The 19,784-nt window shown below is 66.5% G+C and carries 17 protein-coding genes; 7 read left to right on the top strand and 10 right to left on the bottom strand.

What is annotated here, in order from left to right; all coding sequences use genetic code 11:
• Nucleotides 1-10: 10 nt before the first annotated feature.
• The 3 genes from CMASS_RS00875 to CMASS_RS00865 are packed head-to-tail and all read right to left on the bottom strand — an operon-like array spanning nucleotide 11 to nucleotide 3,421.
• Entirely contained in the window at nucleotides 11-1,396 is a 1,386-nt protein-coding gene (locus CMASS_RS00875; RefSeq protein WP_022863775.1) for an MFS transporter, read from the bottom strand.
• A gap of 24 nt (nucleotides 1,397-1,420) precedes the next feature.
• Entirely contained in the window at nucleotides 1,421-2,155 is a 735-nt protein-coding gene (gene deoD, locus CMASS_RS00870) for a purine-nucleoside phosphorylase (RefSeq protein ID WP_022863774.1), read from the bottom strand.
• Entirely contained in the window at nucleotides 2,156-3,421 is a 1,266-nt protein-coding gene (locus CMASS_RS00865; protein ID WP_027018830.1) for an aspartate kinase, read from the bottom strand.
• Between the two features lie 157 nt (nucleotides 3,422-3,578).
• Between CMASS_RS00865 and CMASS_RS00860 the strand changes: the two genes are divergently transcribed.
• Nucleotides 3,579-4,421, top strand: coding sequence for a DMT family transporter (locus tag CMASS_RS00860; RefSeq protein ID WP_022863772.1), 843 nt, complete (start codon nucleotides 3,579-3,581; stop codon nucleotides 4,419-4,421).
• Nucleotides 4,422-4,448: 27 nt separating this feature from the next.
• On the opposite strand, the gene CMASS_RS00855 is transcribed toward CMASS_RS00860, so the two are convergent.
• A complete protein-coding gene (locus CMASS_RS00855) occupies nucleotides 4,449-5,639 on the bottom strand; it encodes a mannosyltransferase family protein (RefSeq protein ID WP_022863771.1) in 1,191 nt (396 codons plus the stop codon).
• A gap of 386 nt (nucleotides 5,640-6,025) precedes the next feature.
• Between CMASS_RS00855 and leuA the strand changes: the two genes are divergently transcribed.
• The 4 genes from leuA (at nucleotide 6,026) to CMASS_RS00835 (ending at nucleotide 11,519) form a co-directional block, all read left to right on the top strand.
• Nucleotides 6,026-7,870, top strand: a complete 1,845-nt coding sequence (leuA, locus tag CMASS_RS00850; protein ID WP_022863770.1) for a 2-isopropylmalate synthase — start codon at nucleotides 6,026-6,028, stop codon at nucleotides 7,868-7,870.
• Nucleotides 7,871-7,913: 43 nt separating this feature from the next.
• Complete coding sequence (locus tag CMASS_RS00845; RefSeq protein ID WP_022863769.1) at nucleotides 7,914-9,401, top strand: DNA polymerase III subunit epsilon; 1,488 nt, start codon at nucleotides 7,914-7,916, stop codon at nucleotides 9,399-9,401.
• Between the two features lie 65 nt (nucleotides 9,402-9,466).
• The gene (locus CMASS_RS00840) at nucleotides 9,467-10,765 is read left to right on the top strand and encodes a Mur ligase family protein (protein ID WP_022863768.1); all 1,299 of its coding nucleotides are present in this window, start codon (nucleotides 9,467-9,469) and stop codon (nucleotides 10,763-10,765) included.
• Nucleotides 10,758-11,519, top strand: coding sequence for a type 1 glutamine amidotransferase (locus CMASS_RS00835; protein ID WP_022863767.1), 762 nt, complete (start codon nucleotides 10,758-10,760; stop codon nucleotides 11,517-11,519). The genes CMASS_RS00840 and CMASS_RS00835 overlap by 8 nt, the downstream gene beginning before the upstream one ends.
• 8 nt (nucleotides 11,520-11,527) lie before the next feature.
• Here CMASS_RS00835 and CMASS_RS00830 read toward each other — a convergent pair whose 3' ends face one another.
• Nucleotides 11,528-12,694, bottom strand: coding sequence for an aminotransferase class I/II-fold pyridoxal phosphate-dependent enzyme (locus CMASS_RS00830; protein WP_027018828.1), 1,167 nt, complete (start codon nucleotides 12,692-12,694; stop codon nucleotides 11,528-11,530).
• Nucleotides 12,694-13,428: a 6-carboxyhexanoate--CoA ligase gene (locus tag CMASS_RS00825; RefSeq protein WP_027018827.1), complete on the bottom strand. Its 735-nt coding sequence runs from the start codon at nucleotides 13,426-13,428 to the stop codon at nucleotides 12,694-12,696. Before CMASS_RS00825 ends, CMASS_RS00830 begins: the two co-directional genes overlap by 1 nt.
• 114 nt (nucleotides 13,429-13,542) lie before the next feature.
• Here CMASS_RS00825 and CMASS_RS00820 point away from each other — a divergent pair, with 114 nt between their 5' ends.
• Both CMASS_RS00820 and bioD read left to right on the top strand, forming a co-directional pair.
• Nucleotides 13,543-14,793 carry an adenosylmethionine--8-amino-7-oxononanoate transaminase gene (locus CMASS_RS00820; protein WP_022863766.1) on the top strand — a complete coding sequence of 417 codons (1,251 nt, stop codon included), beginning with the start codon at nucleotides 13,543-13,545 and terminating at the stop codon, nucleotides 14,791-14,793.
• Complete coding sequence (gene bioD, locus CMASS_RS00815) at nucleotides 14,790-15,476, top strand: dethiobiotin synthase (protein WP_022863765.1); 687 nt, start codon at nucleotides 14,790-14,792, stop codon at nucleotides 15,474-15,476. Before CMASS_RS00820 ends, bioD begins: the two co-directional genes overlap by 4 nt.
• On the opposite strand, the gene recR is transcribed toward bioD, so the two are convergent.
• From recR to CMASS_RS00795, 4 genes are all read right to left on the bottom strand, one after another.
• Nucleotides 15,465-16,121, bottom strand: a complete 657-nt coding sequence (recR, locus tag CMASS_RS00810) for a recombination mediator RecR (RefSeq protein ID WP_022863764.1) — start codon at nucleotides 16,119-16,121, stop codon at nucleotides 15,465-15,467. The genes bioD and recR overlap by 12 nt on opposite strands.
• Before the next feature lie 87 nt (nucleotides 16,122-16,208).
• Entirely contained in the window at nucleotides 16,209-16,562 is a 354-nt protein-coding gene (locus tag CMASS_RS00805) for a YbaB/EbfC family nucleoid-associated protein (RefSeq protein ID WP_022863763.1), read from the bottom strand.
• 70 nt (nucleotides 16,563-16,632) lie between these two features.
• Nucleotides 16,633-16,950, bottom strand: coding sequence for a hypothetical protein (locus CMASS_RS00800; protein ID WP_022863762.1), 318 nt, complete (start codon nucleotides 16,948-16,950; stop codon nucleotides 16,633-16,635).
• A gap of 38 nt (nucleotides 16,951-16,988) precedes the next feature.
• Entirely contained in the window at nucleotides 16,989-19,781 is a 2,793-nt protein-coding gene (locus CMASS_RS00795; protein ID WP_022863761.1) for a DNA polymerase III subunit gamma and tau, read from the bottom strand.
• Nucleotides 19,782-19,784: the final 3 nt, after the last annotated feature.

Below are 19,784 nucleotides of genomic sequence, written 5' to 3'. Positions count from 1 at the left end.
AATACAAGCGTTAGTGGTTAGCCACCGAGTCGACACCGGCGCGCTTTTCGCGGCCATACATTACTCGGTCGGCGAAGAAGTAGACGAGTGCACCAGCCAGGGCGATGAACGCAAGCACCCACAAAATGGCGTTGAAGCTCATGGACGTGCCCATCATGAAGAAGGTGTAGGCGATGCCGAGCGGGATGCCGATGTTGATGGTCAGGTTGTAGAAACCGATGGCCACGCCGGACTTTTCAGGCCGGATGTTGGACAGCGCGGTGTTGACCAGCGGGGCGTAGATGAGCGAGAACCCGGAGGCGAACAAGGTGATCGACACGATGGCGATGGCCAGGTGGATCTGGATCGCCAGCGCGCCCATGACCAGCGCGCCGATGATGAGCCCGAGGGCGGTGAAGATGGTGGCGCGGGAGGACATGAGCTTGCCGATGCGCCCGGAGAAAATGCCGACCAGGATGGCGCAGGTATACCCCGGGATCATCAGGTAGGCGGAGTTCGCCTGGTTGAGCCCGTGGAAGTGCTCCGCCGCGAACGGCAGCAAGACGATGTAGCCCAGCTGCGTGGAGTAAACAATAAGGACCATCGTGATGGCGAAGACGTAACGGCCGTTAGCGAAGAACTCCGGCCGCACCAGCGGCTTGCGGGCGGCCTTGATCCACATCGCGAACAGGCCAATCATCACCGCCGCGGCGGCGAGCAGCAGCCACCGCGCCCATGCCGGCAGGAAGTCCTGCAGGCAGAGGATGAGCCCGGTGGTGGCCACGCCGATGAGGAACAGGCCGACGATATCCAGCGAGGAACCGCGGGTGTAGTCGTTGGGCACCTGCTTGACGATGAAGGGCACCGCCACCAACAGCAGCAGCGGAACCAGGAACATCACGCGCCAGCCGATGTAGGTCGAGATCGCGCCCGAGGTCAGCGCGCCGATCAGGAGTCCGGCCTGGAAGGCGGCTGTGGAAAAGCCCAGGTACTTCTTCTGTTCCTTCTCCGGCAGGTTCTTTGTCACGTAGATGACGTACAGGTTTTCCGCCGCGGCGAGCCCGCAGGTCTGGATGAGGCGGCCCAGCAGTACGAGCCAAAAGGCCGTGGCCACAAAACCGAGCAGTGAGCCCACCGTCACCAGCACGATGGAAAAGAGCATGAGTTTGCGCACCGAGAAGACATCGGCAAGCGCGGCGTAGACCACCGCGAAGATGCCGATGATGACGCCGGCGAGCGACGCCTGCAGGGACGCGGTCTCCCCGTCGACGCCGAGACCCGCGGCCATGGGGCCGGTCATCGTCTTGAAACCGTTGTCCACGATGAGGCTGAAGACCATCGTGAACAGCAGGACCGGTACCGCTGCCTTGATGGTGTCGAGGGATGCTTTCTTACCGGTGCCGTTCAACTCGGCCATGTCCACACGCTTTCTCTTCGGGGTTTAGACGGTGACGTCCGCCAGCGGTAGCGCGAGCTCCATCATCTCGGTGAAGGCGTTCTGCCTCTCCTCGGCGGTGGTCTGCGCTCCGGTGTACAGGTTGTCGGACACGGTGAAGACGCCCAAGGCATCCACACCCGCGTACGCGGCGATGGAATACAGCGCTGCCGACTCCATCTCCACGCCGAGCACGCCCATGCGTGACCAGCGGTCGGTGGCGGTGTCGTCGGCGTTGTAGAACATGTCGGAGCTCAAGATGGTGCCTACGTGCAGCTGGGCGGAGAGATCCGGGGACTTTTCCGCGCCGTCCATAAACGCCTTGAGCAGGCGCCACGACGCGGTCGGGGCGAACGTGCCCGGCAGGTTGTACTGGCTCAAGAAGTTCGAATCCGTCGACGCCGAGGCGGCCACGATGATGTCGTAGAGGTCAATGTCTTTTTGCATCGCGCCGATGGACCCAACGCGGATGACCTTCTTCGCGGAAAAGAAGTTGATGAGCTCCGAGGCGTAGATGCCGATGGACGGCATGCCCATCCCGGACCCCATCACCGAAACCGGGGTGCCGTTGTAGGTGCCGGTAAAGCCCAACATGTTGCGGACCTCGTTGAACTGGACCGCGTCGTCCAAGTACGTGTCTGCGATGAACTTCGCGCGCAGCGGGTCGCCGGGCAGCAAGACGGTCTCAGCGATGTCGACGCCGCGGGGGTTGATGTGGGGCGTGGAAGTGGTGTCCGCCATTTAGCGCCCCGTTCCAGCGTAGACCTTGGCCACCTCGTCGCCGCCCAGGTCGAACTTGTCGTGCAGGGCGCGCGCGGCCTCGTCGATGCTCGACTCGCGGGTCAGCACCGAGATGCGGATCTCGGAGGTGGAGATGAGCTCCATGTTGACCCCGCAGTCGCGCAGCGCCTCGGTGAAATCGGCGGTGACCCCCGGGTGCGACTTCATGCCGGCACCGACCAGGGACACCTTGCCCACCTGGTCATCGTAAAGCACCTCGCCCCAGTCGTTTTCCTTCTGCAACTCGGTGAGGATCTCCACGGCACGGGGGCCATCGCCCCGCGGGCAGGTGAAGGTGATGTCGGTGCGGCCGTCCTCCACGGAGGAGACGTTCTGCAGCACCATGTCGATGTTGATTTCGGCGTCCGCGATGGCGCGGAAGATGATGGACCCTTCCCCCGGCTTGTCCGGGATGCCCAGGATGGTGACCTTGGCCTCGGAGTTATCGGTTGCCACGCCAGTCAGTACTGCTTCTTCCACGGGAATATCCTCCATCGATCCGGCGACCAGAGTGCCGGGGTCATTGCTGTATGAAGACCGCACGCGCAGCGGAATGTTGAACGCGCGGGCGTATTCGACGCTGCGCAGGACCAGGATCTTCGATCCCACGGCAGCCATTTCGAGCATTTCCTCGAAGGAAAGCTTCTCAATCTTGCGGGCGTTCGGCACGATGCGCGGATCGGCGGTGTAGACGCCGTCGACGTCCGAGTAGATCTCGCACACGTCCGCGTTCAGCGCTGCGGCCAGCGCCACCGCGGTCGTATCCGAACCGCCACGGCCCAGGGTGGTCACGTCGCGCGATTCCTTGTTCACTCCCTGGAAGCCGGCGACGATGCACACCCGGCCTTTGTCCAGCGCCTCGCTGATGCGGCCCGGGGTGACATCGATGATGCGCGCGTTACCGTGCCGGTCGGTGGTGAGAACGCCGGCCTGCGAGCCGGTGAATGAGCGCGCCTCGGCGCCCAGGGATTCCACCGCCATGGCCACCAGCGAGTTGGAAATGCGCTCGCCGGCGGTGAGCAGCATGTCGAGCTCGCGCTGCGGCGGGACCGGATTGACCTGCGCGGCCAAGTCCAGCAGGTTGTCCGTGGTGTCTCCCATAGCGGAGCACACCGCGACAACGTCGTTTCCTTCCTTCTTTGTGGCCACGATGCGCTCTGCTACAGCACGGATGCGTTCTGCGGATTCCAGGGAGGATCCGCCATATTTCTGGACGACGAGCGCCACGCCACCAACCACCTCTCCGGGGTAGGTCAATCGAAGTTCTTTCGGTCTTTGACGGGTATCAATCGTAGCGCGCGTCACGTCCCGGCAAGGCCAGCGCGCGGAAATTTCTTTCAGCCGATGCCGGGTTTTGCTCCCCGCGGCGCTACGGTGGACAACCGTGCTTTCGAATTTCGTCGCCGTGGCATTCGCGCTGGCATCGGCGGTTGTCATCGCCTGGGGCACCGTCGTGCGCCACCGCATTGCTCTCGACGCGACGTCGGCGGTCTTGCGCACCGCCATCCGCCAGCCTCTGTGGTGGGTAGGCACCCTAGCGGCGGTGGCGGGCTACACCCTGCAGGTCGTGGCCCTAGGTTTTGGCACCCTGCTCATCGTGCAGCCGGTGCTCATGCTCTCGCTCATGTTCACCCTGCCGCTGTCCGCGTGGTACGCCCACCGGCGCATGGCCCGGCGCGACGTGGCGTGGTCGCTGGCGCTCACCGTTGCGGTGGCGGTCATGGTCGTGTTGGGCCGCCCCTCGCACGGGCTGGTGCAGCCGCCACTCGACCGCTGGCTGCCCGCCCTTGGGGTGGGGCTCGTGGTCATGGCCGCCCTCATCGGCACCGCGCAGCTGGGCAAGGGCAACCGCGCGCTGCTGTTGGGCACGGCCTGCGGGTGCCTGTACGGGTACGTCGCGGTGCTGAGCAAGGCCGTGGTGGACATCTTCACCTCGGCTGGGCCTGTCGCCCTTCTGGGGTCGTGGGAGTTTTACGCGCTGGTGATAAGCGCCGGCGCGGGTACCGTGCTGCAGCAGTACTCGTTCAACGCCGGCCCGCTGACGTATTCGCTTCCCGCCATGACGATCGTGGAGCCCATCGTCGCGTTCGCGCTGGGATACGCGGTGCTGGACGAGCAGTTCGCGGTGGAGACCACGCTGGGGTGGTGCGTCATGGCCATTGCGTTGGCCACGATGATCGCCGGGACCATCGCGCTGTCGCGCCAGTCCGAAAAAGCGGCGGTCTAGGAAAAGCGGCGGTCTAAGCGGACCGTTTTAGATCGCCCACTCGAAGACCGCCAGCATGTAGGCGGAAAACCACGCGCCAAATAGCACCCACGCCGCCACCGCGCACCAGGCGCCCCGGCGGACGCGCCGCGGCCCGGTGACTGCCTGGGCAACGTAAGGGATGGCCAGCACCACCGCGGGGAGCAGCAGCCGCGGGCGCGAGTGCATAATCCCGTCGGAGAGCAGGACGTTGGCGATAAGCGCTGCCACAAACAGCCACACCGGCCACGGGACGCGGCGCCAGGTGGCGGCGAGCAGCAGCGGCGCGGCGACGATGGCCAGGCAGCTCAGCAAGTAGCCGGCGTTGTCCGCCGTGGTCGCCTGCGTCCACACCCACTTCACCGTGGACACCCCGAAGTCAAAGCTGGAGTTCCAATGCTCCTGCTGGGTACCGAAGTAACCGCCGACATCGCCAAGGTGCGCGTTCGCCCACGCGAGGTATCCCACGAGCGGCAGCGGGGAGATGACCAGGCCCGCCCAGGCCCGCCACTCGGTGCGCCCCCACATGAGCACCGTGACCGCGAAGGCGGCGATGAGGTCCACCGCGGTCAGCCGGGTGGCGGCCGCCGCGGCGGTCAGCAGCCCGGCCAGAAGCCACCGCCTATCGCACAGCGCCACCAGGGCCCACAGGCACAGCGCGCCGAAAAGCGCCTCGGTGTACGGCATGGCAAAGACGATTGCCATCGGGGCGCTGGTCACCACTACCGCCGCCGCGGTCTGCGCCGCACGATTGTCGCACCACTGCGGGCGCAGGCGGGCTGCCAGCGCCATTGCCGCGCCCGCGAGCGCGACCGTCGCCGCGATGCTCACCAGAACGGCCGCGACCAGTGGCGGGACACCCAGCCACGTCACCGCGCGGACCAAGAAGGGATACCCAGGGAAAAACGCCATTGTGTAGTGGTGCACGGGCCCGTCGACGGCGAGATCGTCTGGGAAGTAGCCGTGCTCCGCGATGGCGAGGTAGTACCGTGCGTCCCACTTGGTAAGCAGGCCCCGCGTCGCATCGTCATTCGCGTGCGCGAACAGTGCCAACATGAGGATGCGCAGCACCGCCCCGGCCACGGCCACGCCGGTGGCGATGAGCCAGCCCTCCGCGCCCAGGCGGGATGCGGTGGTGCGCGGCGAGGCTAAGGCCGGCTCCGCCGACCGGGTAGCTGGAGGGGTAATCGGGGTCTTCACCCGGACAATCGTAGCGGCGCACCCAGAAACGCCCCACCCCGCAAAAACCAACCCATTTCCCACCTTATGAAACAAAATCGGCGATCGGTTGTCACTGTATGGAACCGACTGTAGGCTGTGCCACATGATTTCGCGGTACAACGTTTCCACCCTCCTCCTTATGTGCCGCGGCGGGAACCCATCCCGGGACTGAAACAAAAAGCCGTTGCCGGATCCCACGCGGTCCGCGCACACGCAGATTTCGGTTCCGCGCACTAGCGGTCGGCATCCCGTCGCGGAGAGCAGCCACGTCGCGCCTTTCCCTTGCGCGGCCTCGCTGACTGCGCACACACACCCGAACACACACCTGCCGAATGCTCACCGAAGTAAAGGAGCCGTGATCTGCCATGCCCCCGAGCGATTCCTATATCTCCGCCCCGCGCGAAATCACCACGCCGACCGGCCCTCCCCGGCCCGATCAGCCCGCGTGGAACAAGCAGCGCGGATCCCAGATGCCGGTCGACCGCTACCAGCCGTTCGCGGTTGAGGTGGAAGACATCACCCTCCCGGACCGCACGTGGCCTGATAAGAAGGCGACCCATGCGCCACAATGGTGTGCGGTGGACCTGCGCGACGGCAACCAGGCCCTCATCGACCCGATGAGCCCGGAGCGCAAGCTGCGCATGTTCCAGCTCTTGGTCAAGATGGGCTACAAGGAAATCGAGGTCGGCTTCCCCTCCGCCTCGCAGACGGACTTCGACTTCGTGCGCGAGATCATCGACAGGGATCTCATCCCAGACGATGTGTCCATTCAGGTCCTGGTCCAGTCGCGCGAGCACCTCATCCGCCGCACGTTTGAGGCCTGCGAGGGCGCGAAGAACGTCATCGTGCACTTCTACAACTCCACCTCGAAGCTGCAGCGCCGCGTGGTCTTCCGCAAGGACAAGCCCGCCATCAAGAAGCTGGCCACGGACGCCGCGCACCTGATCAAGGAGATCGCGAAAGACTACCCGGACACGAACTGGCGCTGGCAGTACTCGCCGGAATCGTTTACCGGCACCGAGCTGGAGTTCGCCGCGGAGGTCTGCGACGCGGTCGTCGACATCATGGCCCCGACCCCAGAGGACCCCATCATCATCAACCTGCCGTCCACGGTGGAGATGATCACCCCGAACGTCTACGCGGATTCCATCGAGTGGATGCACCGCCGCCTGGCCCACCGCGAGTCCATCATCTTGTCGCTGCACCCACACAACGACCGCGGCGAAGGCATCGCGGCGGCGGAGCTCGGCTTCCTCGCCGGCGCCGACCGCATCGAGGGCTGCTTGTTCGGCAACGGCGAGCGCACCGGCAACGTCGACCTGGTCACCCTGGGATTGAACCTGTTCACCCAGGGCGTGGACCCGCAGATCCACTTCTCCGATCTGCCGGAAATTAGGGAGACGGTGGAGTACTGCAACCAGATCCGCGTCCACGAGCGCCAGCCCTACGGCGGCGACTTGGTCTACACCGCCTTTTCCGGCTCCCACCAGGACGCCATCAACAAGGGCTTGGACGCGATGGCCGACCAGGTCCAGCCCGGCGCGATCAACACCGACGTCACGTGGGAAGAGCTGCGCGACACTGTCTGGGAGGTGCCGTACCTGCCCATCGACCCGAAGGACGTGGGCCGCGATTACCAGACGGTCATCCGCGTCAATTCCCAGTCGGGCAAGGGCGGCATCGCCTACATCATGAAGACGGACCACGGCATGAACCTGCCGCGGCCAATGCAGGCGGAGTTTTCCGCCATGGTCCAGGAGGTCACCGACTCCCAGGGCGGCGAGGTGAACGCGCAGCACATGTGGGAGATTTTCTCCCGCGAGTACTTGGAGCGCACCACCCCGCTGGATGACTTGTGGTTCCGCGTGGACACCACGGTCACCGAGGGCGCGGACATCGATCTGCGCGCCGAGGTGGACTTCCACGGTGAGCGCACCGAGATCACCGGCCACGGCAACGGCCCGATCGCCGCCTACGCCAACGCTCTGGAGTCGCTGGGCATCGATGTGGAGGTTCGCGACTACTTCCAGCGCGCCCGCACCGCCGGCGACGACGCCGAGGCTGCCTGCTACATCCTCGCCGATGTGAAGACCTCCGGGTCGACGACGGGGACGACCACCGTGTGGGGTGCGGGCATCGCCGGCTCCACCACGGCGGCCTCTCTGCACGCCATCAATTCGGCGGTCAACCGCGCCGTGGCCGACAACTAGACCGTCGCCGATAACGTGCTGGTGGTGCACTAAGCTGTAGGCGATGACCACGACGACCGACTCCCCCGCGGGCAACGGCCCCGCAGGCTCCAAAGGCTCCGAGCTCCATCCCAAGGAGCAGGAGCGTCGGGCTGCCGTTGCCGCCTTTCCGTATGCCGCGGTCACAGTGCAGACCACCGGCATCCACCCCGCGACGGGCCGGATGGTCTCCATCGACATCGTCACCTGCACCGCCAGCGGTGAGACCGGGGAGGTCTTCCACGCCGTCTTCGATCCGAACTGCGATCCGGGGCCGAAGCACCAGCACGGCCTGAGCCGGGAGGAGATCTCCGACGGCCAGCGTTTCTCCGCGGTGCTGAAGACGCTGGACCGGCTTCTCGATGACCGCGTGGTCCTCGTCCACGACGCCCCGTATACCTGGGGATTTATCGTCTCCGAGGCCCGCCGCGCCTTGACGGCGGCCGCCCGCCACAACCGTTCGCGCTCCCGCGGGCGGGGGCGAGGCCGGCGCCGCCGGCAGAAGGTCGGCCACGTGCCCGCGCCGGAGCGCATCATCGACACGCTGGCCAGCGCCCGCCGCCACGCCGTTAAGCTCGACGACACCCGCCTGGGGTCGGTCGCCCGGCACTGCGGGGTGCTCGTTCCCAGCCCCGTGGCCACCCGGGAGCGCATGGGCGTACCGGAATCGCAGACCTCCCGCGAAGACTCCGAAACGCTCATTAAGCTGTGGCTGTGCCAGCGCGACAAGGGCGCGGACACCCTCGCGCAGCGCTCCCCGGATGAGCTGCGCGCCGATCGTTTCGGTCTGCAGCGTTCCGCCGTGCGTGTCGATGCCGCCGAGGCTCCCCGCATCCACACCAACCCGGGGCGTTACGAGCCGGGCAAGGAGCTGCGCCGCGGGATGGAATTCGTCGTGGCCCCGGAAATCAGCATGGACCCCAACGACGTCATCGAGCCCGCCATCCGCGCGGAGCTCAACTACTGCGAGAAGCTTTCGCGGGAAACCTCCGTGGTGGTGTGCAACCAGACCACCGAGCTGACCGGAAAGGCCATGCACGCCCAGCGCAAGGGCATACCGCTGCTTTCCGATGCCGCCTTTATCGCCGCCCTCGAGCGCATCAAGGAAGCGCTCCCCAGCGATGAGGACGATCCCGCCACGTCCCGCACGGCCCCGCGGGCGCCCCACCGTCGTTCCTCCCGCGCGCAACCTAGCGGTAATCAGGCTGCAGGCAACAAGCCGGCCAGCGATTTGGACAGTAAAGAGGACAACGGCGGCCCCGGGAACCGGCCCAACCACCGGCGCGGGAAGCGCAACCGGCGGCGCCGCGGCAAAAACCGCGGGCGCCCCCAGGCCCAGAAGGGTACTCAGCCGCAGGGAGACAACGAGGGCAACGGGAAGAAGGATTCCCGCGGCGACGACAACGCGCCACACTCCCCTAAGCCCAAGCGGCGTCGGCGGCGCCGCGGCGGCCGGCGCAACCGCGGGGGCAAAGGCCAGCACCACAACCGGGGTACGCAGCACGGCGAGTAAACCGATCGTCAGCGGGGCCTAGGGAAATACCGGTGTTGCGGCGTCACGTCGCTACCCTAAGGGGCATGAGTTTTCACCTTCCTGGTCCGCTGCGCCGACTGCGCACCCAGACCGCGACGACTGCCGCGCACCTAGCCACGAAGGCATCCCGCGCTACGGGCCGCGGTGCCGGCGGGATGATCGGTGGCCTGATCGCGGGCGCCATCGACCCGGACATCATGGCCTCCCTCGGCGGCGGGCGCCCGGCGGTGTTGGTCACCGGCACCAACGGCAAGTCCACCACCACGCGCATGCTTGCCGCGGCGCTGCGTAAGGACTGGACGGTAGCCACCAACGACGGCGGCGACAACATGGACGCCGGGATTATCTCCGCGCTGATGGCCAACAAGGACGCCTCCACGCTCGTCCTCGAGGTCGACGAGCTCCACGTCCCGCACGTGGCCGACGCACTCAATCCCACCGCGCTGGTGCTGCTCAACCTCTCGCGCGATCAGCTCGACCGCGTCGGTGAGATCAACAAGATCGAGCGCGCCCTGCGCGGCGCGGTAGAAGCGCACCCGGAGATGACCGTCATCGCCAACTGCGACGACGTGCTCATGACGTCCGTGGCTTATGACACGCCGAACGTCGTGTGGGTTTCGGCCGGCGCCGGCTGGCTGGGCGATTCGGTTACCTGCCCACGCACCGGTGGGCACATCGTCCGCACCGATGACGACTGGTACGCGGTGAAAAAGCTTCCCGATGGCCGCGAGTTCCGCCGCCCCGCCCCGACCTGGTCGGTGGATGCGGACAAGCTTTCCTCCCCCGACGGCGATTACGACCTCAACCTCACCCTGCCGGGGCGGGCGAACCGCGGTAATGCGACCCAGGCCGCCGCGGCGGCGGTCACCGCTTTCGACTCCGACCTGGAGCGCATCCTCCCGGAGATCGAGGGCATTGACGATGTCGCCGGGCGCTACTCCACCATCACCTACGGCGACCACGAGGTACGCCTGCTGCTGGCCAAGAACCCGGCCGGCTGGCAGGAGGCGCTGTCCATGGTGGACCGCGACGCCGACGGCCTGGTTATCGCGGTCAACGGCCAGGTGGCCGACGGCGTGGACATGTCCTGGCTGTGGGACGTGAAGTTCGAGGACTTCGGGGATCTCGCGGTGAAGGCTGCCGGGGAGCGCGGCACGGATCTCGCCGTCCGGCTCGTTTACGCGGACATCACCCACGAGCTCATCCCGTCCCCGCTCAAGGCGATCGAGGCCTGCCCGGCCGGCCGCGTTGAGGTGCTGGCCAACTACACCGCGTTCCGGGATCTGAAGAAGGATCTGGAGCGCGCCGCCAACGAGGAGAAGAAGGAGTCCCGCCGTGGCTAACACGCTTACTATCGGCCTGGTCCTGCCGGACGTACTGGGAACGTACGGCGACGACGGCAACGCCCTGGTCCTGCGCCAGCGCGCCCGCCTGCGCGGCTGGGACGCGGAGATCCGCCCCATCCGCCTCGGCGAGCCAGTGCCCGAGTCCCTCGACATCTACACCTTGGGCGGTGGCGAGGACTCCGCGCAGATCCTGGCTGCGGAGCACCTCATCTCGGACGGCGGGCTGACCCGCGCGGCGCAGGCGGGCTGCCCCATCTTCGCGGTGTGCGCGGGACTGCAGGTGCTCGGCGAGTCCTTCCGTGCCTCCGGGCGGGTCATCGATGGCGTGGGGCTTATCGATGCCACCACGTCCCCCCTCGCCGAGCGCGCCATCGGAGAGGTGGCCTCCGCGCCGGTCACGGACGGCTCGCCGATTACCGCCGAGCTCACAGAACCGCTCACCGGCTTTGAAAACCACCTCGGCGCCACCATCCTGGGCCCGGCGGCGCGCCCGCTCGGCACGGTGCGCACGGGCACCGGCAATGCGGATCAGGCCGCCACGGCCGACCTGCGCGACGGCTCCGCGCAGCGCACCTACGAGGGCGCTGTCCAGGGCTCGGTCATCGCCACCTATATGCACGGCCCGGCCCTGGCCCGTAACCCGCAGCTTGCCGATGCCCTCCTTGCCCACGCCACCGACCAGAAGCTCGGCGACCTCGAGCCGCTCGATCTCCCCGCGGTCGATCAGCTGCGCAAGGAGCGTCTGGGTTAAAAGGCAGATCATCTGCTCCGAAATTTCAGCTGGCTGCGCACGTCAGTAGCGAAGCCAGCCAACTGTTGCTCCGTGTGGGTCGCCATAACGGTGGCGCGAATGATGGCCTCGCCGCGGGGCACGCTAGGCCACCGGATCGCCGGGGCGAACCAGCCGCGCGCCCGAAGCCGGTCAGCCGCTGCTACCGCGTCCTTTTCTCCACCCACGGAGATGGGGACAATCGGCCCACTGTACGGGCTCTGAAATCCCAGGCGATCACGCAGGAACTGCGTGTTGTACCGCAATCGCTCCACGAGCTCGTTGGACTCTTCGAGAGTGTTCAGCGCAGTGACAATGGCTGCGCACACACTGGGACTGAGCGACGTGGAGTACACAAACGATCGGGCCTGCTGGCGCAGTAGCTCGGCAAAGTTCGAACCGGTAAGCACGCAGCCTCCCTGCGCGCCCAACGCCTTGCTGGCCGTGGCCACCACGATGTCGGGCTTTTCCTCCATGCCGAAATACTCGGCCGTGCCGCGCCCTTGATCACCGAGCGTTCCAATCGCGTGCGCATCGTCAACCATCAGTACCGCCCCGTGCGCGCGGCACACCTCCACAAGATCCGGCAACGGGGCGACGGTCCCGTCCATGGAGAACAGACCATCGGTAACCACCACCGTGTGAGGAGTCGCACGCTCCTTAAGAGCCGCAGCTACGGCCGACACGTCGCGGTGAGCCACTACCCTGACCGTCGCGCCACGCGCTTTGGCTAAGCGGCACCCATCGATAATGCTGGCGTGGTTTTTCGCATCGGAAATGATGGTGGTCTCCGGCCCAGCCACGGCCTGCAACACGGAGATATTCGCGTCGTATCCGCTGGCGAACAAGACGCCGTCGGGGTAACCCACAAAACGGGAAAAGGCCTTCTCTGCTTCGGCATGCACCGAGGTTGAGCCAGTCGTTAGCCGGGATCCTCCGGATCCGACCCCATACCGCTCTAGCGCACTCCTTGCTGCACGAATGACCCGCGGATGGGTAGAAAGCCCGAGATAGTTCGACGAGCTTAAAAGAGTGAATTCCTCGGCATCTATCTCAACGACCGGGTCCTGCGCCGTGGACAACGTGGCAGGCCGGCGTACAAGCCCCGCAGCGCGCCAGTGTTCTAACCGCGCTGCCGCCCATTCCTCCAGAGCCACTACTCCCCGATCCCCTCGACCAACACTGGCGCGCTTTCAAGGTAAGTAATGAGCCCATCCACGTCGTCGCTGCGGCAGAGGAAAGCGCGACCGCCCCGGTGGGAACCGCGCCTTTTAATGTTCGGAATGCGGTGATAGCCACCGTCATCCGCCACATACCCCGTCGTGTAGTCCGGATCGTCTGAGATGCAGACCTCCGCAATGATGTCGGGATGACTCAATACCTTTGTCGCCAGCACGATGGCCTCGCGGGCGGCACTTTTTAACGGCACGTCGCGCACCGTGCCGACATCGGCAGCCGCGGCGTCAGTATCCGCTTCACCCATGCGGGACACCCGAACGCCGCGCTGCAGGTCGGGCTCAAGGCGGGCGGCGGTGTCGGCATCGACAAGCATGGCGCCGCGCATAGTGCGTACGCGAATGAGATGCTCCCACACCTGTTGTGCATGCGGCGTGTGCTTTTCCAGCAGCTCCACCACCACGTGCCGCGCGTGACGGGTGTCCCTAGTTCCCATATCCACCACCGGCAGCGCCTTCACGCGCCGCACCGCAGCGGGATCTACACGGTCAACGGAGATGGTGATACTGCCCGGCTCACCCTTCGGGTGACACAACGCCCTTTCCACCATCTGGTGCGCGAGCCGGCCGAGCTGTGTCGCCGGAACAATATTTTCCGCCCCAGAGATATGCCGGCCGTCTTCTGCGGCACGCATTCGAACCGAATAGATAGACACGGACGTAGTGTATATACCGCCCTTGTACAGTGTTCAATTATGCCGTTGAACACTAGCAATAGAGATCCCCGCACGCCCTTACAACAACGTTTGGGCCCAGCCGACGTGAGCGCTATGGACACCGCCCACATCTGGCACCCGTACGCCCCTGCTGGCGTCAGCAATTACCCCGTCGCCTCCACGGAGGGGGTGTACCTGCAGCTTGCCGATGGCCGCCGCCTCATCGACGGCATGAGCTCCTGGTGGGCAGCCGCCCACGGGCACAGCCACCCGCGGCTAGTGGAAGCGGCAAAGGAGCAGATCAATGCGATGAGCCACGTTATGTTCGGCGGGCTTACCCATGAACCGGCCGCGCGGCTCACCTGCAACCTCCTCGAGCTCACCGGCCACGTTTACGACCAAGTCTTCTACGCCGACTCCGGTTCCGTGAGCGTCGAGGTAGCACTCAAAATGGCGTTGCAGTACCAGCGCGGGCGCGGCCACCCGGAGCGCGATACCTTCCTTACCTGGCGCTCCGGCTATCACGGCGACACGTTCGCGGCGATGAGCGTGTGCGATCCGGACGGCGGGATGCACTCCCTGTGGCGCGGCATCCTCGCCCAGCAAGACTTCGCCCCGGCGCCGCCGATTGCGGGATCGAGCGAGACAGAGATTCGCGATTACCTCGAATCCTTCGAGGACATGGTGACGGACCGAACGGCCGCCGTCATCATCGAGCCGGTCGTGCAGGGGACCGGTGGCATGCGGTTCCATGACCCCGCCGTCGTCCGCGGCGTCCGGGAGATCTGCGACCGCCATGACATCCTGCTCATCGCCGACGAGATCGCCACCGGATTCGGCCGCACCGGCCAGCTTTTTACCACCTTGAGCAACGACATCGAGCCGGACATCCTGTGCGTGGGCAAGGCTCTGACCGGTGGGTTCTGCACCCTCGCGGCGACGCTCACCACCCGCCACGTGGCCGCCACCCTGGAACCCGCCGCCATCATGCATGGGCCCACCTTCATGGCCAACCCGCTCGCCTGCGCCGTCGCCGCGGAAGCCACCGCCATCGTTGCCGAAGGGGCATGGGAAACCCAGGTCCCCGCCATTGAAGAAACGCTGGCCACCTCCCTCGAGGCGGCGCGGGGGCTTCCCGGCGTCACCGATGTTCGCATCAAAGGCGCCATCGGCGTGGTGGAAATGGACCACGCGGTGGATATGGCCACGACGACCCAGGCGGCCATCGACAAGGGCGTATGGCTGCGCCCCTTCGGCCGACTCATCTACGCCATGCCGCCGTTTATTTGCACGAGGGAAGAAACCGAGCGCATCGCAGCCGCCATCGTCGCCGCGGTTCGCGCGGAAGGGGCAAAGAACGCGTGATTGTTTTCGTTACGGGCACCGGAACGGACATCGGCAAGACCGTCGCCACGGCGGCACTCGGGGTAAAGGCCCGCGCAGAAGGCCTCGACGTCACCGTGGCCAAACCTCTGCAGACCGGTGAGCCGGACGGGCGCGGTGACGCGGCGACGATCGAGACGCTGACCGGCCTTCACACCATCGAGATGCGCCGCTACCCGGAACCGCTCGCGCCGAACCTTTCCGCCCGGCGCGCGGGGATGGCAGTCCCCTCTCCCGACGAGATTGGAGAATGGCTGCGGTCCCACGATTCCCGCGGTTCGTTGCTCCTCGTCGAGGGGGCTGGCGGTCTACTCTCGCGCTGGGGCGACGATCATTGCCTTGCCGATGCCGCCGGCGCGTGCGGCGCACCACTCATCGTGGTGACATCCCTCGGCCTGGGCTGCCTCAACACGGCGGAGTTGACCGTCAACGAGGCCCGCCGCCGCGGCCTCGACGTCCTCTTCCTCTTCGGCGGCAGCCTGCCCGCCCCAGAAGACATGGACACCGCTACCCGACTCAACTTGGAAGAAATGCCGCGCGTGACCGGGGTTCCGCTAGCGGGTTCCATGCCGGCTGGTTCCGGCCGGCTCGAGCGAGCCGAGTTCGAAAACGCCGCGCTGAATGCCACGGCGAGGATCGATCTCCGCAGCCTGTTAGATAGCTAGCCGGCCGGACAGGGCGCGCGAAAGCGTGAGCTCGTCGACGAACTCCAAGTCGCCGCCAAGCGGCATGCCAGACGCCAGGCGGGTGATCTTCAGATCCGGGAAGTCCCGCAGCAGGCGCACCAGGTACGACGCGGTGGCCTCGCCTTCGGTGTTCGGGTCGGTGGCAAGGATGACCTCGTGGATGTCCGGCGCGTCATCGTACTGCGGCTCCTCCGGCGTGGAATCCGCGAGTTCCCGGTCGGGCAGCACGCCGGCGATGCGCTGCAGTAGCTGGGAGATGTTGAGGTCTTTCGGGCCGATGTTGGACAGCGGATCGAGCGCGCCGCCCAGCACGTGGTAGCGCCCGGTGTACTCGCCGGTGCGCTCGATGACCTGGATGTCCTTCGGCTCCTCGACCACGCAGATGGTGCCGCGGTCGCGCTGCGAGTTGATGCAGATCCGGCAGACGGATTCCCGGGAGATGTTGCTGCAGATGCGGCAGAACGTCACGCCGTCGCGCACCGCCCCAAGCGCCTGCTGGAGGCGGTCGATGTCCTTCGGGTCCGTGTGCAGGATGTGAAACGCGATGCGCTGGGCGGATTTCGGGCCGACGCCCGGCAGGCGGGAGAGTTCATCGATAAGGTCCTGCAACGGTCCTTCAAACACGCGGCATCCACCCTTCCGTGCAGCTAGTTGTAAAACCGAAAAACTGGGCTGCAGCCCAGCAAGCTCCAGCCCAGTGTAATGCGGTGTTTACTGCATGCCGCCCATCAGGCCGTCCATGCCGGCGCCGCCGTTCATACCCTGCGACAGCGGGCCAATCTTGTCCTGTGCCAGCTGGCCGGCCTTCTCGTGGGCGTCCTTGAACGCGCCGATGATGAGGTCCTGCAGGCCGTCGACGTCCTCCGGGTCCACGACGGACTTATCGATGTTCAGGTCAACCAGCTCCGCGCCACCAGTCATAGTGACGGTCACCAGGCCGTTGCCCGCGGTGCCCTCGACGTTGGTGGCCAGGATTTCTTCCTGGGCCTTCTGCAGGTCAGCCTGCATCTGCGCAGCCTGGGCGATGAGTTCGTTCATGTCCGGGTTCTGGTTCGGCTGGGTCATGGTCAGTCCTCTTTTCTAATGGCTATCGTTCGCTTCGTTCGCGCCACAGTGTACCGCCCAACTCGCCGCTTCACTCGCCCTGCGGGGGGTTCGCTTCCCGACGATGCTCCCGCCACAGCTCAACCGCATTCAGTGCCGTGAGCACCACCGCCACTACCCGGGCCGAGGCGGGGCTCAGTATCTGGGGAAGGAGCCAGAGATAAAGAAAGAGGCCTAACAGAAGCGCGAGGACGCTGGTGAGCCACGCTGGGCGTACACCGAAGCACAGCAGCGCCCGCCGCGAAAGGGCCACGGCGACCTCCACGAAAGCCAGGGTCAGTACCAGCCCGACGAGGATGTAGACCCAGTCCACCCAGCCATCCGGCGATGCGGCCAACCATTCTGTCACTGACGTCCTCCTCCGACTGTTTCACAGCGGTCTTGCTCTTACAGCGGCTTTGCTCCCAATTCGCGGGACAGCAGCTCGACGGCCACCTCCGTGGCGCTGCGGTGATCGTGCTCGCCGGTCTCGCGGGCAGCCGACTCCGCCATCATCTGTTCTTCTTCGGTCGGCTGCATCGATTGAGACTGCCCGGCAGGAGACGGCGCGGCCCCGAAGGTGCTGCCGCCAGCGGCATTACCGCCAGTGCCGTTACCGCCAGCGGGACCACCACCGGCAGATGGCCCGACACCGCGGCTCGGCACGGAACTCATGTCGCCGGCGTATTCCGAATCCGGTGGCGGGGCATTGACGCCCTCTTCCGGATCGGGCTCGGGCGGCAGCGGAACACCGTTGCTGAACGTCGCGCCACGGGCTTCCTGGCCGCGCTTTTCCGCCACTTCTTGGGCGCGTGCGATTCGCGCCTGCCAGTCGTTGCGCGCAGGCGCGTCCTTCTTGGCGGCTGGCGTCGCGTGGTTCGTGGCGGGTTGCTGAGCGGCCGCATCCTGCGGCGCACCGGTAGCGTCCTGCGCCGCGGATTCACTGTCGCCACGGTGCACCCCGGTGTGCAGGCCAGAGCGCTCATTGCGGGGCGCATCGGCTCCCTGCCCCGCGTCCGCGGATTCTGCCTCGGGCTCTTCCGCGCCGCCTAGCTGACGCGGTTGGCCCCAACCGCTAGCAGTGTCGTCGCCGCCGGTGTCGCCACCGCGGGCGTCATCGCCGCCGCCTGCGCTCTCCACTTCCCCGGCCTGGACGGTGGGCTCTTTCTGCTCAGAAGGTGCGGCGGGCCCCGCGGGCCTCTCGGACTCCTCGTCGGACTCGTCGGCCTGCTCCCGCTTGTGCGGGTTCCACGCCGGCTTCGGCTCGCGCGGAGCACTCAGCCCCACCGCGGTCGGATCCGTGCCGATCACGCACTTCACCTTGAGCTGTGCGCCGAAGCTGTCGTTGAGCACCTCGACAATCGGCTCGTTGTTGCTCGGCGCGTTGAGCCGCTCAGCCAGAGCGCCCGTGGTGTGGCCGAGCATGAGCGTTGCGTCTTTGATGCCCAAAACGCGCGCCTCGGTGAGCATGATCTCCGCGACCTTGTTCTTCGCGCCGACTTCCTGGCGCACGCGCGTCCAGTTCTCGCGGATGGTCTCCGCCAAGTCGGACGCGGAGCGCTCCGGTTGCTCCGGTGCGTTCTCCTGCTGCGACTCGGGCTGCTGCCCAGATTGCGTTTTCGGCTGCGCTCCCGGCTGAGACTCGGCCTGGGTGCCTGGTGCGCCGCCCGGCCGCTCGACCTGCTCAGGCTGTGCTGCCTGCTCAGACTGTGCAGGCTGCGCGGATTGCCCAGCCTGCTCGCGCCGCCCTTCCGCGTCGCGCTGCGCTTCCTGCTGCGCGCCCGCGTCAGGCTGCTTTTCTTCCGTCGGCGTTGGCGCCTGCTCTGGCTGGGATTGTTCCGGCTGCGGCTGCGGCGCGCGCTGTTGCTGCGCCTGTTCCTGCGGTCGCTCTTGCGGTCGCACCTGGGACTGCCCGGGCTTCTCGTCGCTCTTCTGCTCGCGGCCGCGACGCGCGGCAGCGGCGGCAGCCGCGGCGGCCTGGGCTGCGGCAGCCGCGGAATTGCGGTCGCCGGCGGGGGCAGTCTGGCCCGCGCCTCCAGTGGCAGTCGTTCCCGCCGCAGACGAGCCCGGCGCGGCAGGAGCGGCCGCCGCCCCGGCACTGCTCTGGGCGACGCCGATGAGCATGCGGGCGCAGAGGATCTCCAGCAGAAGGCGCGGCGAGGTCGCACCGCGCAGGTTGGGGATCTCCTCGTTGAGGATCGCCGCGAGCTGGGTCAGCCGCTCGCTGTTGAACTGCTTGGCCTGGGTGGTCAGGGCTTCGGCGCGGTCAGTGGGGGCATCGACAAGCCCGGCATCGAACGCATCGGGAACCACCTGCAGAACCAACAGGTCGCGGAGGCGATCCAGCAGGTCGGTGGCGAACCGGCGCGGTTCGTGGCCGGCGTCGATGACGTCGCCCACCAGGCGGAACATGGTCGCCTTGTCGTTGTTCGCCAACGCCTCCACCGCGTTGTCCAACAGCGTGACGTCGGTGACACCCAACAGCGGGCGCGCGAGATCGTAGGTGAGGCCATCGGCACCCGCGCCGGCCAAAAGCTGGTCCAGGATGGACAGCGTATCGCGGGGAGAACCGCCACCGGCCTGGATGACCAGCGGGTAGACGGCGTCTTCGACCTGCACGCCCTCGGCCTGCACGGTGCGCTCCAACAGCCCGCGCATCGCCGGCGGGGTAAGCAGGCGGAACGGGTAGTGGTGCGTGCGCGAGCGGATGGTGCCGATGACCTTCTCCGGCTCCGTGGTGGCGAAGATGAAGATGAGGTGCTCCGGCGGCTCCTCGACCACCTTGAGCAGCGCGTTCGAGCCCGCATTGGAGATCATGTGGGCCTCGTCGATGATGAAGATGCGGTAGCGCGACTCCGCCGGCGCGTAGTAGGCACGGTCGCGCAGCTCACGCATGTCCTCCACGCCGTTGTGGGAGGCGGCGTCCAGCTCGGTGACGTCCAAGTTGCCGGGGCCGCCGGGCGCAAGCGAGCGGCAGCTGTCGCACACCCCGCACGGGGTGGAGGTGGGCCCCTCCACGCAGTTAAGGGAGCGGGCCATGATGCGCGCCGAGGACGTCTTGCCGCAGCCGCGCGGACCGGAAAACAGGTAGGCGTGATTAATCCTGCCGGCATCCAGAGCAGCCGACAACGGCTTGGTCACCTGCTCCTGGCCGACGACCTCAGCGAAGGTTGCTGGACGATACTTCCGGTATAAAGCCACGGG

Source organism: Corynebacterium massiliense DSM 45435 (assembly GCF_028609805.1).
Taxonomy (GTDB): domain Bacteria; phylum Actinomycetota; class Actinomycetes; order Mycobacteriales; family Mycobacteriaceae; genus Corynebacterium; species Corynebacterium massiliense.
The sequence above is the reverse complement of the archived record's forward strand: the minus strand, read 5'-3'. Positions and strand labels throughout refer to the sequence as shown.